The following is a 20,124-nucleotide window of genomic DNA, read 5'->3' as shown; positions in this document are numbered from 1 at the left end:
ACGTACCTTTAGGTCAAATCTAAGCCCATGAGACATTTTTTAATCTTTATACTGTTAGTTTTAGGAAGCAATTTCCAGTCACATGCACAAGACTATTACACTGAAAAGTGGGAAGAGGTGGAGAAACTAGAGGTGGAGAATAGGGTAGAAGATGCTAGAAAAATAGTAAAAAACATCTATAAACACGCAAAACGTAAAAAGGATGACGACCAGCTGGTAAAAACATTTTTATTCAGAGCAAAATTTAATTTGATCAAAGAAGAAAATGGGCAGCAACTAGTTCTAACAGAGTTAGCGGAGCTAATAGATCGAGCAAAATTTCCTAAAAAAAATGTGTATCATACCATTTATGCAAATGTTTTAAATGATTATGTGAGTAAGAACCGATGGAAGTTACAACGCCGCACTGCGGGCGCAACGGTAGACGAGAATGATTTTGAAACCTGGGATATTAAAAAATTCTATGATGTAATCTCAACACATCATAAGCTAGCCTTAAAAAATAAAGAAGCCTTAGGGAAACTACCTGTTCAAGAATTTGCTGCTATTTTAAATGCGCGCCCATTAGGTAGAGAATTGCGACCTACTTTGCTAGATCTTCTTGCTAGAGAAGCACTTGATTTTTATAAAACTGGTTATTATGGAATCACTAGACCTAAAGAATCCTATGTGATCACAGATAAAAATGCGTTTCGCTCTACAAAGGCTTTAAGAGAAATAAAAAGACCAAAAGATGATACGGTTTTTTCTAAATACGATGTCTTACAACTCTATGCAGCCCTAGAAACCTTGCATGAGAATAAAAATGACGACGGCGCTTATGTGACCATTTTATTAGAACGACTGGACTATGAAAAAAGTTTTTTAAACGCAAATAAGGAATTACCAGTTTATAAATCTATTCATGAACAGTTATTAAATACCTATAAAGGTAAAGCGGTAAGTACTATAGTTATGTACAGTCTGGCTCAGTATCATTATGAGCAAAGCAATTATAAAAATAAAGATACTCGTCAGGTAGATCGTGACCTAGCCATTGCTATTTCAAAAAATGCTATCGAACAATTTCCAGATTCTTATGGTGCTATAAAATGTAGTTCATTGCTTTCTAGTATTTACACACCTAGTTTAAGAATACAACATCAGGACCAGGTGATACCTAATGAATTGCATCGTGGTGTGATTCAATATAAAAATATAAATGAGGCTACCATCCATTACATTAAAGTAGCTCATGATTTTTTAAGCCTCAAAGGTAATAGAGATTCATTGTATCGCGTCACTTTAAAAATGGCGCAAAAAGAAAATCGTGTGGCTCTTTCTAAAACCATAGAACTGGAGTCAGCGCAGGATACTTATAATCATAGTTTTCAATATAATGTAGACGGACTAGATGCTGCCACCTATCTAGTAGTGATAGAGACTAAAAGTGGTAATAGTCAGGACATAGCGGCTAGTATGATGACCGTTTCTCAAATGTCTATTTTAAATAAACGTGTAGGAAATACCATTGCTGTCCAAGTGTTAGATAATAAATCTGGAAAGCCCCTTAAGAATGTAAAGCTAGAACTTTTTCAGGCCTACTCTAATTATATCGCCACAGCCATAACAGATAGAGATGGGAAAGCTGTTTTAGAAAACTCTAATGGTAAAAATAGTAGGTATTCATTAAAAGCAGTTCTAGGAAACGATATTGTTGTGAATCAGGTGTATTCTTATTACAACAGATATTACGCAAAAAGCGATAAAAAAGAAGAGGTAGAAGATGAGATCGAAGTAAATGTAAAGTCTTATACCTATCTAGATCGTGCTATTTATAGGCCTGGACAGACGGTTTATTATAAAAGTATATTGGTGGCAAATGATGGTAAATCTTCTTTTGTAGTTCCTAATGAAGAACTTTTTCTGACTGTGTATGATGCAAATGACGAAGAAATCCAAGAGATAACAGCAACTACTAATGAATATGGTAGTTTTCACGGTGAATTCACGCTACCCAAAGAAACCTTAACCGGTCAGTTTTATATAGAAATAGATAGCGACGAGGATTCAGATTTTTGGGATAATGTTTATGATTTTAACGACGATTATGATAACGAAACTAAATTTCAAGTAGAAGAATATAAAAGACCTCGTTTTAAGGTAGATTTTAAAAAGGTAAAAGAATCTTATGCTATGAATGACTCTGTTGTGGTTACCGCTTTCGCGAAAGCGTTACTAGGATCCAACATCACAGATGCAGACGTACATTATAAAGTAACAAGATCTGCTAGATTGCCATGGTGGCGATATTCTGGATATTATTCTGATGATCAAGTAATCGTCGATAGTGATGATCTAGACACAGATGAAGATTTTTCTACAGATGGTAAAGGAGAATATGCCATAAAATTTAAAGCCGTTGCAGACTCCACACTAGTTGCAAAAGATATTCACCCTATCTATACGTATAGAATAGATGCTGAGGTGATAGATATAAATGGCGAGACGAGAACGGCTAGCACTAGCGTGCGTGTTGGGAAACAAAGTATAGAAGTGTCGCTTTTAAATGCTACTACCTTATCTACAGACGATAACCAGGTTAAAGTAGCAGTTAAAAATCTAAATGGAGAACTGGTAGAAGCGCAACTAGAATTACAGATAAGACAACTTAAAACACCAGATCATGTCCTTATACCATCTGGGTTACCTGTTGCAGAATTCTATCAAAGCGATGATAAAACTTATAGAGATAAATTCCCTTTTGCAGAATTGCGTGAGAGTGAAAAACCTGCAGATTATAAAACAGCGCCCATTATTTTTAAGAAACGCATGACTATAGATTCATTAACTACAGTAGAATTACCTATTACAAAAAACTGGGATAATGGCAACTATGTGGTTTATGTAAAAGCTGTAGATACAGAAAAAGGTAAAAGTCTAGATAACGAGACAGATTATGTAGAAGAAATTAATAAAGTAGAGGTTTGGGCAAATAAACAACTGCCTGTAAATCCAGAGATTATATCTCATGATATACAGATAGAAGATAATGTAGCGACCGTAAACTACTATACCTCTATGGACGGCGTTTACATGAATCTAATAACTTATGACTTTAAAGGACTTAAAAAAGACGAAATAATCTTTTTACCCAAAGGAAAAACAATTAAAAAATACAAGCTTAAAAATGCAGATAAGAACCTACTTAAATTTAGGTATTCTGTGCAAAAAGAAAATAAGTACATCAGTAATAATTTTATGGCGCAAGGCAGCCAGAAAGCAGCAACTGCTTTTAATATAGAGACCAACACCTTTAGAAATAAACTCTATCCAGGTATGGAAGAAGAGTGGTCATTTACCATAAAAGATCAAAAAGGTAATGGTATGAATGGCGAGGTGCTGGCTAGTATGTATGATAAAAGCCTAGATGACTTTACAGTAAAGAATTGGGATGGGTTTAGTTTTAATACCTATGAGAGTGTTTATGAGCCTGGTTTTTATGAACAGGTTAATTACTTAGGTACTAAAAGTAAAAGTTTGTACTTTCCCTATAGACAGGTTCAAATGCCGCAACTGGATTTTGACCAATTCAAATATTTTGGATTGGATTTTACAAATAACATTAATAGCTATAAACGTTATAAAGCTAAATTAAATAAGCAAATAGAATCACCAAAATTAGTTGAAGGTAAACTGGTAGGTAAGATTATTGATTCTTTTGGAGAACCTCTTTTAGCAGTAACCATATCGATTAAGGACAAAGAAACAGGAACTGCATCTAATTTAGATGGTAATTATATAATCGATCCTGTAAAAGGAGATGTTATAATATTTCAATACTTAGGTTATATCACACAAGAAGTAGTTTATAAAGGAGAGAATTTATTAAATATTCAATTAGAAGAAGATAATTCAACTTTAGATTCGGTTGTAATTGTTGCTTATGCAACGAGTACTAAAAAAGCATTGTCTTATACTTCTAATGAGATAACATCTGAATCTGCTGATGGATTTAATGATTTTAATACCTATCGAGGTGATACTTATCAAAGGGCTTTCCGACCAGATGGTACAATGTCAATTGTTTCAGCAAACGGTATCGCATATGATACTCTTAATAATGGTAAAGTAATAAAGAGACTAGAAGGTCAAGTAGCTGGTTTAGATGTTATAAGAAATATTCCAGGTGTCCAACCTGGTGTAGAAAATATTTTAATTAATTTGAGAGGTGTTTCGTCTAATAATGAATTAGTTGAACCTTTAATAATAGTAGATGGTGTGCCGGTTGATGAAGATTTCTTTAAAAGTCTAGATGCTTCTCAAATTAAAGAGACCGCTATTTTAAAAGGAGAGAATGCAACGGCTATTTATGGCAACCGTGGTGCAAACGGTGTTATTATTATCTCGACCAAAGCTGGCATTAGTGCAAACGACCTAGTGCTTCAAGAAATGTCGTTGAATAATGTCCAGATAAGAAAGGATTTAAAAGAAACTGCTTTTTTCTTACCAGAATTAAAAACAGATAAAAAAGGGAATCTTAAATTTTCATTCACGTCTCCAGAGATGCTGACTCAATGGAAATTAAGACTCTTTGCTCACAATAAAAAAGCAGAAACTGCTTATCTAGAAAAACTAGTCGTGACTCAAAAAGAGCTGAGTCTCATACCTAATGCTCCACGGTTTTTAAGAGAAACAGACACCATTAGATTCTCAACTAAAATTGCTAATCTAAGTGATGCAAAAATGGAAGGAATCGCGACCTTAAAACTATTTGATGCGCTGACTATGCAACCTATAGATCAAGAGTTGAAAAACACCAATGCATTACAAAATTTTAGTGCAGAAAAAGGCGGTAACGCATCTGTTAATTGGACTTTTGTTATTCCTGTAGGTACACAAGCCGTTACTTACCGTGTCATTGCAAAGTCAGATCAATTCTCTGATGGAGAAGAAAACACCCTGCCAGTACTTACTAATAGAATGCTGGTTACCGAGTCTAGATCACTTTGGGTACGTGCTGGACAGACAGAAGAAGTGGTGATGGATAAGTTAGAGAATAATACTTCCACAACACTAGAAAACCACCAAATGACATTTGAGTACACCTCAAATCCTAGTTGGTATGCGATAAAATCACTGCCGTATTTAATGGAATATGAACATGAATGTGCAGAGCAAACATTCTCTAGGTATTATGCAAATGCGATGGCGGCACATATTTTAAACAGCAGTCCTAAGGTAAAAGAGGTTTTTGATAGTTGGGCGGCAAACGGTTCTAATAAGAGTAAACTAGAACAAAATGAAGAGTTGAAATCTGTGATTCTTGCCCACACTCCATGGTTGCGAGATGCGCAAAATGAAGAGCAAAAACAACAACGTCTTGCTGTGCTTTTTGACCTAGATAAAACAGCACGAGAGAAAAAGAAAGCCCTAGCAAAGCTAGAAGAGAAACAAGGTGATTCTGGCGGTTTTCCGTGGTTCAGCGGTGGGAATACTAATGAATATATAACCAGACACATTGCCGCAGGAATAGGTCATTTAAATAAATTAGGAGTAAATGATGCAGACAGACCACAAACAGACCGCATGTATAAAAATGCGATCGCAGCAACAGATCGTTTATGGGTTAAAAGATTCAATGACTATCTTAAGTATAGTAAGGATTTAAAGAAATACAACTTCGGTAGCAGTTATTGGCATTATCAATATGCACGTAGTTTTGAGGCGTCGGTTCTCGATCAAAAAATGGATAAGGTATTAGAAGATGGTAAGAAGTTAGCTTTCGCGAAAGCGGAAAAAGAATTTGCTTCTCAACCTCTTTACACACAATTATTAATGGCAATTGCACTGCATAGAAATGGAGATTCTAAAACAGCATCCAAAATATTAGAAGGATTAAGACAGACTGCTGTTATAAATAATGAAAACGGAATGTACTGGAAAGAAAATACAAATTCCTGGTACTGGTACCGCAGCGACATAGAGACACAAGCACTGGCTATCGAGGCTTTTTCTGAAATAGAGAACGACTCAAAAACAGTAGAAGAATTGCAAGTATGGTTACTTAAAAAGAAAAGAACCACACAATGGAAATCTACAAAAGCTACAGCCGATGCTACTTATGCTCTACTATTTCAAAATGGTAAATGGACAGATGTTGAGGTGAATAATAAAATCACTTGGGCAGGAAAACCATTACCAGAGGATAAAATGAGTCAGACTAAAGTAGAAGCAGGAACTGGATATTTTAAAATATCTCTTGATAAAGAAGAAATAACTAAAAAACACGCTAGAGTAGAGGTGAAGAATAAAAGCGTGGTGACTGGTTATGGTGGTTTATACTGGCAGTATTTTGAAGACCTTGATAAAATCACAACAGATAATCAAGGAACGTTATCCGTAAAAAAGAAGTTGTACAAAAAGATAAGTAATAATTCTGGAGAAGAACTGAAAGAAATTACTTCTCAAGATGCGCTAGAAATAGGTGATTTAATCACAGTACGATTAGAGATAAAGTCTGCAAATGATATGGATTTTATACATTTAAAAGATATGCGTGCGAGTGGTTTTGAACCGGTAGACGTTATTTCAAAATATAAATGGCAAGATGGATTAGGGTACTACCAAAGTACAAAAGATGTTGCTACTCACTTTTTCTTTGATCGTTTAAAAAAGGGAACTTATATTTTTGAGTACGAAGTGCGAGCAAATAATGCAGGTAATTTTTCTAATGGAATTACTACTATTGAAAATATGTATGCCCCAGAATTTTCTGCACATAGTGCTGGAGAGCGAGTAGTTATAAAAGAATAATTTTTTTTATATCCTATAATTTAAAGGTGCAGCTATATGTCTGCACCTTTTTTATTTGACGGTATTTTAGAGTGTAAATTATGATAGGATTGTATAACCATTCCTTAAAATTTCAAGTATGTAAGATCGATGTGTTAAATTAGCTACGTGAATAAGGAGCAGACATATCAATTAAATGCTGATAAGAGTTTTAGAACTCTTATAGTTAAGGCTTTGAGTCTGTTTTCTAGTGTGCGACTTTATAATGTTACCATAGTTGCCATTGCACAATTGCTAGCAGCTATATTTATTATTGCGCCTAATCTGACTGTAAAGTCTATTTTATCAGATTATAAGTTATGGTTTATTGTACTGGCCAGTAGTGCGGCTATCGCAGGTGGTTATATCATTAATAATTTTTATGACCGCGAGAAAGACCTAATTAATAGACCTCAAAAAACCTTATTAGAAAACCAGATAAGTAGATCTACTTTATGGTCGGTTTACTTTACGGTAAATGGTATTGCCTTTATTCTGGGCTGTATTGTTTCATGGCGTGCAGGTTTATTTTTTGCGTTGTACATTTTTGCAATGTGGTTGTATTCTCATAAGCTTAAACGTGTTCTCTTTTTAGGTAATTTAATGGCAGCATTGCTGGCTGTCACTCCGTTTTTTGTATTGTTCATGTATTACAAAAACTTTTATCCAGTGATATTAGTACATGGTGGTTTTCTCTTTCTCATTATCGGTATGCGAGAATTAATTAAAGATTTAGAAAATTTAAGAGGAGATCTAGCCCAAAATTATAGAACGATACCTGTGGTTCTAGGAGAAAAAATGAGTAAGAAATTTTATACATTACTTACTTTTCTTACTATCGTTCCTATCACCATATTAGTTGCCTATTATGAAATAGGTTACATGGAATATTATTTTACCTTAATAGTAGGAGCATTACTGGTATGTTTGCCATTAATATGGTCTTCTAGACGTAAAAGAGAATATTTATTGATTCATTTTATTCTTAAAATTATAATAGGTGCTGGAGTATTTTCGATATTATTGATCGATTTACCAGCAATTTTACAACGATTACAAACCATTTTTGCCTAATGAAAAATTCAGAAATAAAAGTAGCCTTAGCTCAAATATCTCCAGTGTGGTTAGATAAAAAAGCAACACTAGAAAAGATCATGTCTACGCTAGAAGAAGCGGTCGATGAAAAGGCAGAGTTGGTTGTTTTTGGAGAAGGCTTATTGCCTGGTTACCCATTTTGGCTTGCTCTTATGGATGGCGCTGCGTGGAACAAGGATGCAGTAAAAGAGTTGCACAGGCACTATGCTCTAAATGCAGTGAGTATAGAAAATGGTGATTTAGATGTTATTTGCGCTTTCGCGAAAGCGGAACACATATCCATCTACATAGGTATTATAGAACGACCAGAAGATCGAGGTGGACACAGTTTATATGCGAGCATGGTGTACATAGATCAAAACGGTATTATTCAAAGTGTACATAGAAAATTACAACCTACCTATGACGAGCGTTTAACCTGGGCTCCAGGTGATGGTAATGGTCTAGTAACGCACAAATTAAAAGATTTTACGGTAAGCGGTTTAAACTGTTGGGAAAACTGGATGCCTTTACCACGTGCTGCGATGTATGCACAAGGAACAAATTTACATGTAGCTTGCTGGCCAGGAAGCGATCATAATACAAAAGATATTACTAGATTTATCGCCCGAGAGGGACGTTGTTATGTTTTATCAGTATCTAGTATGATGTTTAAGGAAGATTTTCCGGCAGGAACACCACACTTAGAAGAGTTGCTTGATAACGCACCTGCTGTACTGGCTAATGGTGGTAGCGCTATTGCTGGACCAGATGGAGAGTGGATTATAGAGCCGCAAATAGGTAAAGAAGAAATTATCTATGCGACGCTAGATTATAACAGAGTTCTGGAAGAACGTCAAAATTTTGATGCCGTAGGACATTATTCTCGACCAGATGTAACACAATTACATGTGAATAGAGAGCGACAAAGTACAGTGAAGTTTACAAATTAATAAGGATTTAAATTAAGTAATTTGAAAGTTAAAAATCAATTTAAAGCTCATGGTAAGTTCTTAATCACTGGAGAGTATGCCGTTTTAGATAACGTTCCTGCTCTGGCGATACCTTTAAAATTAAATCAATATCTAGAGGTTGCTTACCGTGATGATCAAGAAATTACATGGAAGAGTTACAATAGTGACGGCGACTTATGGTTTCAAGTAGCTACTAATGTAAATGACCTTTATTCTGACTGTATAAATTGCGATAACCCTGTAACCTTTAAATTAAGTGAGATTTTAAATACTGCTTTGCATCTTACTTCAAATAATTCTTTGAGAGGTTTTGATGCAGTAATGAAATTAGATTTTGATAGAGAGTCGGGCATGGGGACCAGTTCTACTTTAATATGTCTCATATCTCAATGGTTGGGTTGTGATCCTTATCAGTTGCAGTTTAAATGTTTCGGTGGTAGTGGTTATGACATAGCTTGTGCCCAAGCAAATAGTGCTGTCGTATATAATTATAATGATGGAGAACCTATTGCTAAAGAAGTAGACTTTACTCCTTCAATAAAGAATCAAATATTCTTTGTCTACCTAAATCGCAAACAGAATAGTCGTGATTCTATCGCGCAGTTTAATGTAGACTTACTTACCGAAGATCTTAGACTTGAATTATCACATATGCCAGAGTTGTTTTTAGAGGTTTCTAACGACCTTTCTAGGTTTAATAAAGCAATGACAAGGCATGAAGAAATTATCTCGAGCTTGATAGGTGTAAAGCCTATTAAAGAACAGTTATTTTCAGATTTTAATGGCGCTATTAAATCATTAGGTGGTTGGGGTGGTGACTTTATCATGGCAACAGGTGATGCTGCAGCGCGTCAGTATTTTATGGATAAAGGGTATGCTACGATTCATGAGTGGAATGATGTGGTACTAAATTCTTAGATTTTTCGTTTCTTGGTTGTCTTAAAAACTACAGCCTATGAAACCACTAATTCTCTTTACGTTACTTGTAGCGCAATTGTGTGTTGCACAAGTTCATTTTAAAATTATTAATGAAGATACCCAAGAACCATTGGCTAACATCCCTGTGCTATTTGGAGAGAAAAACGGAATATATTCAAATGCACAAGGCGAAGTCATTATTCCTAAAGAATTTGAAGTCCAAAAAATAACCATAGATGCGCTAGGTTTTGAACATTATACTGCTGAGGTTTCTACTATTCAAAACACTACTGTTTCTTTAAAACCACTAGCGTATCATTTAGCAGAGGTAGTGTTAAGGGGGAAACCTAAAAAGATAAAGACTCTTAGACAAAAGGTTTCAAAAAAGAACAGTATGTTTGATGGTTATAGGCAGTATCATGGTGTTGAGTATGGTGTTTTTATACCTAATAATGATGATAATGTAGATATGCAGCTATTGGAACTAACTATTCCTTTTGTTTCTAAACGTATTGATTGGAAAAGGGCAAATAAAGATTATAAAAAAGATTCTACTAATGTGAGAGTAAGATCACTTAAAAATGATTTTCAATACCTGTATCGTATTAGTTTTTATCACATGAATCAGGACTCTACTTTTAGTAGGTTGTCCATACCGCCCAAGGAATTAATCGTTTCAGATGAAAATCGCATACTTAAAATTGATCTAGAAGAGGACCAAGTTTGGGCTGACCATTCTGGTTTATTAATAGGAATGCACAATTTAGGTCCTTGTGATGAAAAAGGAATTCTATTAGCTATTCCTAGATTCGGTGAAGAACGTGTTGGTCCTAATGGAAAGACATATAAACCAATTAACAATCGTGAGAATGTACCGCATATAGGTGTTACTAATAAGAGAAAAGGAAATCTGGTAGATTATATGAACTGGCATTTTAAAGAAAATAGTAAATGGGAACCGATGAGGTTTTTAGGTGGTGCTCCAGAAAAGCCTAGACGTTTAAGCTTAGGTTACAAGTTAAAAGTAATTACGTATTAAAAACAAAAACGCCGCTCTTAAGAGCGGCGTTTTAAATAGTATATAAAATCTAATTCTTAGTAGAATACAGATCTGTTATCTTCTATTTCTACTGATTTCTTTAAAGCTTCAACTAACTTAGAAGTAGATTGATTTGCAGCCTGTGTTGCAAGTGTATTTGCATTTGCAGAGTAGTTCTGTAAATCTGGTGCAGTTTCTATAGAGGTAAGCTTGATTACAAAGACACCGTTTTCTCCAGCGATAGGCTTAGAAGTAGCTCCTTGTGCAAGACCGAAAGCTGTTCCTACTACAAGAGGCTCTTCACCTACACCTGTAATAGTTGGGTTCTTACGGTTAACAGCACCTGCTATTTTAGTAGGCTGACCTTGATTTTTTGCAATCTCAGCTACATCAGTTGCTTTGATTTTATCCATGATCATTTTTGCTTTTTTCTCTTTTCTTAAGATAGGAGAAACTTTTGCACTAGCTTCTTCACTAGACATGTTTCCTGCTTCACTCATTTTACTAAGTTTTACAACTACATAACCTTGAGAAGTTTCAAAACGCTCAATATCACCTACAGAACGGTCTTCATTAAATGCCCATTTTACAATACTTCTATTTTGACCTATAACTGGTAAAGTCTCATCTAGAGGTTTTAAGTTTTTAACAGGTGTAGTAGTAACTGCGTTCTCTTTGGCAAGAGCTGTAAAGTCACCGCTTTTTGCAGACTTTTGGAATTTTACAGTTTTAGTAAATAATTCTTTTCCAGTTTGCTTAGATGCAAGAACTTTCTTTGCAACTGTTGCAAGTTTTACAGCTTGTTTAGGAGCAGCAACGTCATCTATTCTGATAATGTGGTAACCGAAAGAAGACTCTGCAATACCTACAGTACCATTTTCGTTTTCATATAAGAACTTAGTAAATCCTGGAGCAAAGTTTCTTGCGTTACCAGAGTACACTACCCATCCTATATCTTGTCCGTTTGCTACTTCTTTGTTCTCTTTAAAGTATTCAAATTTAGAATCGAATTTAGTTTTGCTTTGTCCGATTAAATTAAAGATGCTATCTGCAGTTGCTTTAGCTTCTTCTTTAGTTTGAGTAATGTTTGCAGCAGCTCTTTGTGCTCCAGCGTACGCTATTAAGATGTGTCTGTTTTGAACACTGTCATTAATGGTCTTTTTATCTTCAACTAGAGATAATTTTAAATATTCTCCATCTTCATAAGGGCCATAAGTTTTTCCTTCTTCAACGTTAGCAATTGCTTTAGCGTTTGCAGACAGGTTAGAAGTCATTACATAACGGTCGTTATAAGGCTCTTCACTATTTTGAGATACAAATGCTTCAAGGTCTGTAGCGTCTGTAAAAGCAGGTACTGTGTAATCTTCTTTAGTACTTAAATTACGTAATGTTTGAGTAGTAAGTAACTTGTTTAAGTCAGCTTTAAGAGCTTCTCTATCTGCTTGTGAAGCTTTGTCTTCAAAAAGAACAAATTCTATATTACGTTGAGCATCTACTTTAAATTGGTCTTTATGTTTGTTAACATAAGAATCGATTTCAGATTTAGAAACGTCTACTGCACTGTCAGATATAGTTGAATAAGGGATGTTTACAAAACTAAAAGAGCGGTTATCATTCTCCATTCTGTATTCCATTTCTCCATCTACATTAGTAGCGATAAGTCCAGACTTTAAAAGGTTAAAGAATAACTCTTGTTTTGCACTAGTTGCAGTACCAGCGATATAGTCATTCCATGCCGCAGGATTAGTAGTTTTAATACCGTCTACAAAGGTTTTGAAATTTGCTTCAGAAAAACTACCATCTTCATTAAGAAACTGAGGGTTTGATCTATAAGCATCCTTTACTTGGTCAGCTACTTTCTTATCAGTAACTCTTATTCCAGTTGCTTTGATTTGTTGATCTAGAATTGCATTTCTTACTTCTGCATCCCATACAGAATTTACAGCCTGTACTTGAGAGAAGTTTGCACCTCTGTTTTGAGAAGCATTTTCTACTTTTCTCGCAAAACTCTCACGGTTAATTTCTGTATCGCCTACATAACCTACTGCATCAGCTTGTTTTTGTCCATTTGATGTAAGAACACCTTGAATAATGAATGCAAATAAAGCCAGTGCAATTACTAAAATCAGAATAACTCCTTGATTTCTAATTTTACCTAATATCGCCATTGTTGTTAGTTTATTTTTTTGATAGGGGCGAAAATAGTGTTTTCCGCCTAATAATTAAAGTATCAGACTATTTTAAAAAGAGCTTTTTGTATATAAAATAGAATAGGGAGAGGTAATGGTTTGAATTCCGCTTTCGCGAAAGCGGAATTATTATCCATCTCATTTTTTAAATGAGCATAAATCGACAGTAAATAAGGGTGAGAATATTATTCCGTTTCTCCTAAAGTAAGAAGAACGAGGTCTATTTTATTATCAGATTTCTCTAATATTTTATAGGTGTTTCCATCAATGATAACGATATCACCTTCTTCTGGTATTCCTGCGGTTTCATTTACGATAAGTCCACCTAAGGTCTCGTATTGATCACTCTCTGGCAGGTCGAGTTTATAGTTTTCATTAATCTGGTCTACTTCTAGGCGAGCACTTAGTTTATATTCTGTATCACTTATTTGTGAATCTATCAACTGGTCAGAATCGTGCTCGTCTTCTATTTCTCCAAACAGCTCTTCGATTATATCCTCTACGGTTATAAGGCCGCTCGTCCCTCCATATTCATCGAGTACGATAGCGATGCTTTTATGGCGTTTTATGAGTAGGTTTAAAACGTCTTTGGCAAGCATAGTTTCTGGTACATTTACAACTTTGCGTTTAACGTCTTTTATGCTTTCTGGCGATTTAAATAGATCAAAACTATGTACATAGCCAGTAATGTCATCTATAGTGTCCTCGTGTATTAATATTTTAGATAACCCAGAGGCTACAAATTTCTTGTTTAAATCTTTAATATCAGTTTCTTGATGTAGGGCTACAATTTCTGTTCTAGGTACCATTACTTCTCTAGCTTTAAGACCACCAAAGTCTAAAGCGTTTTGAAATATTTGTATCTCTGTATCTATATCTTCTTGCACCTGGACGCTCTCCATTTGCTCTGTGATGTAATTGCCTAATTCTAATTTTGAGAAAGTAAGTTGCAATGCGTCACCATCTGACTTAAAAAATGCTTTGAGAATAGAGTCTGATATTAAAATGCAAAACCATGAAATAGGCCAAAACAATAGATAAAAAATATAGGCTGGTATAGCAAAAAACTTGAGTAACTCGTTAGAGTATATTTGAAAAAATACTTTAGGTAGAAACTCGGCAGTTAGGAGAATTATAAGAGTAGTAAGTACGGTCTGTGTTAGAAGATTGTTGAGAGTGCTCTCATATTGTGGATATGCACTTACAAGTATGTCACTCATTAATGTCTCCATAGCAAACCCATAAATAACCAGCGAGATGCTGTTACCTATAAGCATAGTGATAATGAACTTAGATGGTTGGACGGTAAGATTACGTAATACGCGGCCTATGAAGTCGTTTTGACGTTTTTCTAGTTCTATGTGTATCTTGTTAGAAGATACATAGGCAATTTCCATTCCTGAGAAAAAAGCACTCAGCAATAGCATTAATACGATAATAAGTATCTGTACGAGCATTATTGTTTATTACGTTCTTCAAATCTACGACGAAAACGTCGTTGAAAGAAGTACTTAAATAATGCAGCTGCTCCCATGGCAATTAATATAAGGCCGAGAGTTAACGTGTTACCTAATTCAAATATTCCTAACACAATAAAAAGTAGGGCGAAAATCAGATAAACGTATTCTAGGTATTTGTATAGTTTACTCATTATTTTTTTTGTGTTACAAAGTTGTCGACTGGGTCGCGTGTAAAATGCTTTTTTAAATCTTCTCTAGCGTCTAAGATAGTTCCTGTTGCCTCTCCTACGCTTTCTTTATTTTCACCATCTACAATAAGGGTCTCAGATGGCTCGTTTGTAAAAATCCACTTTGAGGTTTGATCCCAATATAGTTGCTCTCCTGTAAAAGTAGTGCCGTCAGATGTAATTATATGAACGTCACCTTTAAGATCTACTAGTTTTGTGTCATCATACATGATACCGCTATTTGCTGTAATTACGGTTACCTCAGTTTTATCATTACTGTAATCGTAAACTTCTACCTTAATTCCTTCTGGGAATTCTGTATAAGGAAAGTCGTCATTTGAGAAATCTAACATTTTCTTTCCTTGTACGGTAAGTTTTAATTTGCCGCTATCGGTATGTTTTAATAACATTTTCTCTATTTCACCTATAGGTTCATTAGAGGCGATTTCCATTTTCTGGATTTCTTTGAGGTTATCATCACATGACGCAAAAAAACAGATCACGGCTATTGCCGTGATCGTGATTTTTAATATGTGAATGTAAGATCTCATTATGGGATTCTTACAGATTCTCCTATCCAACAGTTAAAAGTGATTGTATCACCAGAGTTGTAGGCGCTGTTTGCAAATATATCAGCTTTACTAGGTGCTGCACCATTGTAACTAGCTACATATTTAGCAGCAGTTTTCTTTAATGAAGGATCTACTCTTCCTGCTTTGCTTGCATATCTAGCCGCAACCCAGTAAATAGCTCTTTTTTCTAGTGGATTAGATCCACAACTACTTGTGCTGTTTGCAACCATATCTGCTATTTTTAAATAAGGCTGTCCGAAAGATGGTCTTAATTTTGTAGCGTCTAGGTATGCTCTTCTTGCACTACCGAATTGTCCTTTTGATTTATACAAGTTACCTTTTTTGTAATAGATGTTTGCTTTAGTATCGTTATCGATTCCTAGTTCTATTGCTTGATCCCAGTATTTAAATTTCTCTTCAGTACTTGTAGCGATGTTACCTAAACCATAAGCAGTTTTTGCACTTGGATTGATAGCGTGTAATGCTTTTACAGATTTAATGTAAAGTGGGTCATCTGTACAGTCTTTTTTCTGTAATCTAACTAGTACATTACTTAACCATTCTTTACTTGTTTTGTTAGCTTCAAACTCTGCATCATACAATGGGATTAGCTTATCGCAATCTGCAAGTTCACCAAGTGTTCCATTTACGCTACCCATTACGATACCGTAATTTTTAAGGTTCTTTTCTTGATAACCTATTTGCTTTTCTTCTTTATCAGTAAGCGTAGTAGTTTCTTGCTTTGATAGCAAATCAGATACTACTTTAGATCTTTCGTCTTGTAATGACTCAATCTTACCGGTTAATTGATCATAGATTTTAAAAAGTTCTTGAAGGCTTAGTTTATTTGCTTTAAACTGCTTTTCAGCTAATTTAAAGTAAGTCATCATTCCGTTAGGGTCTGTGAAGTTTTCTTTATCAGTATTGAATAAATTGTTAAGCATGTTGAACTGCTCTTCTTGAGTACCTACTTTGTACTTCTGCATAGTTCTAGCGATCTCAATTTTCTTTCTAGTTACGTTTACTTTACCTGGGTATTTAGTAACTTGAGTATTTAACATGTCTAAAAGACCATCGACATTTTCTTTTTGTTCACCTTCTTTTTTCTTTAGACGGTATTCAAAAATTTGCTCACCATACTGGTATATCGCTAGACTAGCGTCTGGACATTTTTCTACTAGTGGTCCTAATTGTTTATAAGCCTCACTATAGTTTTTTGATTTTGCGTTTTCAGCAAATATGCTCAACATTACATTACAGTCGTCTGGTGCTTGCGCTTTCGCGAAAGCGAAACTGAAAACAGTTAATGCTATTAATAAGTTATTTCTAAGTTTCATAATAATGGTTTGTGTTATTCTTAGTTATATTTTCTTTTGATGAACCAAACATCGTTGAGTGAAAGTCCTACAGAAAGGTTGAAAAACGTTTCTTTAATAAGTCCTGCATCTTCAGTTCCTCTTTGACCGATTTCAAATCCTATGTTAGCGTTTGAGAAACCATTTCTACGTCCGATTGGTAAACCTAGACCAAAAGATATGCCAAACTCGTTGATATCTTCTGTTTCGATCCCGTTACCACTAACTGAAAGGCCTAATTCTTCATAGCGTATTCCACCTCGATATACTACGCGATCCCAGTAACTTGTTATACTGTTATAGTTAGGGATGTAAAATCCACCTGCTCTGTAAGAATTAGCATCTGTAAACGTTGTTCCTGCAGGAGCAAATGTTCTAGAAGTTAATGCGCTACTACCTTTAGTAGAGTACTCTGCACCGATATTCCATTTAAGCGGTTGACCTATAGTTGCTCCTAATGTAAGCTCTGATGGTAATTTTAAATCTTGCTCGTCAAATTCGGCTTCACGCGCATTTACGGTACTCTCGATTAAATCGGTAGAAAGAATGAATGCAGATAAGTTGCGCTCATTTTTTGCGTTTAATTTACTTTCTGGACTGTAAACTACGCTAGCTTGTATTTCTAATTTATCAGTTATCATTTTCTGATAGTGTAAGCCAAAGTTGTATGATGCGCCACTGAAATCAGTTTCATTAGTTTCATTAGTTCCTAATTGAACCGTGCTAGTTGCTATGCTGGATGAGTTAGTCTCTTCACCAAAGTTGTATCTAAATTCGGCACCTATACTTAATGCAGGTGTTAGTTTATAACCAGCACCAAGATAGGCACGGTTTATACTTCCTTCTCCAGTATAGTTGGCATATAAGGTTTCTGTAACGCTACCTATTTCATATCCTACCGAGTTAAAAGGAACTAATCCAAAACCAAATGCGGCTTTTTTACCAACAGGTATACCTATACTAACGTATTCTATAGATGTAGCGTCATAAGAGTCGCTTTCTGTTTCTGTAGATGCAGATGTTTTAGAATGTAAAGCACCTAGGGAATACGTGGTTACTCTAAGGTTTGCATAGGCAGCTGGGTTTCTTAAGTTTATGTGTATACTATCTACATAAGTCGACATGCTTCCCATGCTGCGATTTTCAATGGTACCTTTAAAGGTTTGCTGCCCTAGTCCAAAGAATGAATAAGGTGATGAAGTACGCGATTGTGCAAAGCTATTCATGCTAAATAAAATCACTACCGCGATTAAAAAACTTCTGATCATAGGTTTTTATTAAATAAATATAAATAATGGATGCCATGTAGCATCAAAAAAGGCGTGGCAAAGAAACGGTTTTTTAGTTGTTTTATCAATAGTTCACTATCTCCACCGGTTATAAATACTTCTAAATTTTTATTAGACTTTTTATACTGCTTGATAACTCCTTTGATTTCTTGGCTAAGACCGTTTACAACCCCACTGTGAATCGAGGTTTGCGTAGTGTTTCCTGTTATGTTTACTACATGTTCTGAATGTAATAACGGTAGGTTTGCTGTAAAATTATGAAGTGATTCATAACGTAATCGTAAACCTGGTGATATGGCGCCACCGTAGTAATTTTGTTTTTGATCAACATAGTCGTATGTCACGCAAGTGCCAGCGTCTATCACTAGTAACGCGCTATTTTTGGATGTTATGGATAGTGCTCCAGCTACCAAGGCAACACGGTCGTTACCCAATGTTAAGCTTTGATAACGATTGTTAAAGGGTAGTTTAATGCTGTTGTTAACCTCAAATACTGTTTTAAATGTGGTTCTAAGATGATTCATTAGATCATCTGGAAAAGAACCTACGTTGCAAATAGCTACTTCTTCTACTGTTGGATACTGCTTAGTTGTTTTTTGTATAGATGATTTGAAACCATCGTTATCGGTGCGAAAAACTTTGTAAATATTCCCCTTATCCATAACGGCTACCTTTATGGATGTGTTTCCTATATCTATTACTAAAATCATAATGTGATATTTTTATTAGGGTGAATGGTATTGATCTAAAATAAAAAAGCCCGATCATGAGATCGGGCTTTTAAGTGGTACCTCCAGGAATCGAACCAGGGACACAAGGATTTTCAGTCCTTTGCTCTACCAACTGAGCTAAGGTACCATTGCTCGTAAGCGGTGGCAAATTTACATCATTTTTTGTTTGAAAAAAGTTTTTTCGTGTTTTTTTTCAAATTATTTTTAATTTTTTAGTGAGTCACTTTCTAGTATTTTTTCTAAGCCCATTCCTCTAGATCCTTTTATTAATATAACTTGTTCTTTTTCAGTGTGTATATCTGTGTTTATAAGAAATTCAGTGAGGTCTTTAAATTGCGCGGCAGTTTTAATTTCTGATTTTAAAAAGTTTTCTCCTATTAGATAAACGTCGTTTATTTTTAGTTTTTGCGATATGTATGCAATATTTTGATGTTCTTCTTTTGCATATTTTCCTAATTCAAACATGTCTCCTAAAATGGCAATTTTGTGAATGTAATCTTGTGCGGCTAGATTTTCTAAAGCAACTTTCATACTGCTGGGGTTTGCATTATAAGCGTCTAGAATAATTTTGGTGTTGTTTTTTAAAATAATTTGAGACCTATTATTTTTAGGGGAGTAGTTTTCTATGCCTGAAATAATCTGTTCTGTTTGCATCTCCATTAGTTTGCCTACTGTGTAAGCAAATAATGCATTGTGATAATTGTAAACACCAGTTAGCTGTGTTTTTATCAAATTATCTTCTACGATAAATTGTATGTATGGGGTTTTTGAATGAATTCTAGTGTTGGATGGTGTGAAAAATTGATTCATACCTACGGTTCTGACTATTTGTTCAGGATCCCATTTACCTACAATGACTTTTCCGTTGTTTTCTTTTAGGTAGTCGTAGAGTTCGCTTTTGCTATTTTTAACGCCTTCTATGCTGCCAAAACCTTCTAGATGTGCTTTACCGTAATTAGTTATAAGACCTATGTTAGGTTGTGCTATTTCGCATAGTGTTGCGATTTCTTTTGGGTGATTTGCACCCATTTCGACCACTCCTACTTGTAGACTAGAGTCGAAGGAAAGAAGTGTTAACGGAACGCCTATATGATTGTTTAAATTCCCTTTGGTTCCCTTAACTTTAAATTGATTAGATAATACGGATAGTATAAGTTCCTTAGTCGTAGTCTTACCATTGCTTCCTGTTAGTGCAATGATGGGAATGTTAAGATGATTTCTGTGGTGTGTAGCTAGCTCTTGTAGTGTGGTAAGAGTGTTTTTCACAACGGTTACTCTAGGGTCTTCAGACCATATGGTGTTGCTGCTTACGGCATGAATGGCGCCATTGTTTAATGCCTGTTCTATATATTGATTACCATCAAAGTTATCCCCTTTAAGAGCAAAGAATAATTGATCTTTTTCTATGCTGCGAGTGTCTGTATTTACTCCGCTAGATTTTAAGAATATTTGATGAAGTTGTTGTAACATTTAGTTTCAATTT

The 20,124-nt window shown here is 35.0% G+C and carries 13 protein-coding genes and 1 tRNA gene; 5 read left to right on the top strand and 9 right to left on the bottom strand.

Annotated elements, in window-relative coordinates; translation table 11 throughout:
* Window positions 1-27: 27 nt before the first annotated feature.
* From ABJF08_RS03500 to ABJF08_RS03480, 5 genes are all read left to right on the top strand, one after another.
* Window positions 28-6,795 carry an MG2 domain-containing protein gene (locus tag ABJF08_RS03500; protein WP_348114656.1) on the top strand — a complete coding sequence of 2,256 codons (6,768 nt, stop codon included), beginning with the start codon at window positions 28-30 and terminating at the stop codon, window positions 6,793-6,795.
* A 147-nt stretch (window positions 6,796-6,942) separates the two neighbouring features.
* Complete coding sequence (locus ABJF08_RS03495; protein ID WP_348114654.1) at window positions 6,943-7,887, top strand: geranylgeranylglycerol-phosphate geranylgeranyltransferase; 945 nt, start codon at window positions 6,943-6,945, stop codon at window positions 7,885-7,887.
* Complete coding sequence (locus ABJF08_RS03490; protein WP_348114653.1) at window positions 7,887-8,840, top strand: carbon-nitrogen hydrolase family protein; 954 nt, start codon at window positions 7,887-7,889, stop codon at window positions 8,838-8,840. Before ABJF08_RS03495 ends, ABJF08_RS03490 begins: the two co-directional genes overlap by 1 nt.
* 21 nt (window positions 8,841-8,861) lie before the next feature.
* Window positions 8,862-9,779, top strand: coding sequence for a GYDIA family GHMP kinase (locus ABJF08_RS03485; protein ID WP_348114652.1), 918 nt, complete (start codon window positions 8,862-8,864; stop codon window positions 9,777-9,779).
* Between the two features lie 37 nt (window positions 9,780-9,816).
* The gene (locus ABJF08_RS03480; protein WP_348114651.1) at window positions 9,817-10,818 is read left to right on the top strand and encodes a hypothetical protein; all 1,002 of its coding nucleotides are present in this window, start codon (window positions 9,817-9,819) and stop codon (window positions 10,816-10,818) included.
* Between the two features lie 56 nt (window positions 10,819-10,874).
* Here ABJF08_RS03480 and ABJF08_RS03475 read toward each other — a convergent pair whose 3' ends face one another.
* The 9 genes from ABJF08_RS03475 to murF all read right to left on the bottom strand — a co-directional run bounded on the left by ABJF08_RS03475 (window position 10,875) and on the right by murF (window position 20,111).
* Window positions 10,875-12,986, bottom strand: coding sequence for a peptidylprolyl isomerase (locus ABJF08_RS03475; RefSeq protein WP_348114650.1), 2,112 nt, complete (start codon window positions 12,984-12,986; stop codon window positions 10,875-10,877).
* Window positions 12,987-13,192: 206 nt separating this feature from the next.
* Window positions 13,193-14,464 (bottom strand): hemolysin family protein, encoded by a 1,272-nt coding sequence (locus ABJF08_RS03470; protein ID WP_348114649.1) that lies wholly within the window; start codon window positions 14,462-14,464, stop codon window positions 13,193-13,195.
* A complete protein-coding gene (locus ABJF08_RS03465) occupies window positions 14,464-14,658 on the bottom strand; it encodes a hypothetical protein (RefSeq protein WP_348114648.1) in 195 nt (64 codons plus the stop codon). Before ABJF08_RS03465 ends, ABJF08_RS03470 begins: the two co-directional genes overlap by 1 nt.
* On the bottom strand, window positions 14,658-15,245 hold the full coding sequence (gene lptC, locus ABJF08_RS03460; RefSeq protein ID WP_348114647.1) for an LPS export ABC transporter periplasmic protein LptC: 588 nt from the start codon (window positions 15,243-15,245) through the stop codon (window positions 14,658-14,660). Before lptC ends, ABJF08_RS03465 begins: the two co-directional genes overlap by 1 nt.
* Window positions 15,245-16,603 (bottom strand): hypothetical protein, encoded by a 1,359-nt coding sequence (locus ABJF08_RS03455; protein WP_348114646.1) that lies wholly within the window; start codon window positions 16,601-16,603, stop codon window positions 15,245-15,247. Before ABJF08_RS03455 ends, lptC begins: the two co-directional genes overlap by 1 nt.
* 20 nt (window positions 16,604-16,623) lie before the next feature.
* Window positions 16,624-17,889 carry a hypothetical protein gene (locus tag ABJF08_RS03450; RefSeq protein ID WP_348114645.1) on the bottom strand — a complete coding sequence of 422 codons (1,266 nt, stop codon included), beginning with the start codon at window positions 17,887-17,889 and terminating at the stop codon, window positions 16,624-16,626.
* A complete protein-coding gene (locus ABJF08_RS03445; protein WP_348114644.1) occupies window positions 17,886-18,620 on the bottom strand; it encodes a type III pantothenate kinase in 735 nt (244 codons plus the stop codon). Before ABJF08_RS03445 ends, ABJF08_RS03450 begins: the two co-directional genes overlap by 4 nt.
* A 75-nt stretch (window positions 18,621-18,695) precedes the next feature.
* Window positions 18,696-18,768: transfer RNA gene (locus tag ABJF08_RS03440), tRNA-Phe, on the bottom strand.
* A gap of 77 nt (window positions 18,769-18,845) precedes the next feature.
* Entirely contained in the window at window positions 18,846-20,111 is a 1,266-nt protein-coding gene (gene murF / locus ABJF08_RS03435) for a UDP-N-acetylmuramoyl-tripeptide--D-alanyl-D-alanine ligase (protein ID WP_348114643.1), read from the bottom strand.
* Window positions 20,112-20,124 lie beyond the last annotated feature (13 nt).

Source organism: Nonlabens sp., from assembly GCF_039941875.1.
Classification (GTDB): Bacteria; Bacteroidota; Bacteroidia; order Flavobacteriales; family Flavobacteriaceae; genus Nonlabens.
This window is presented reverse-complemented; position numbering and strand designations above follow the sequence as displayed.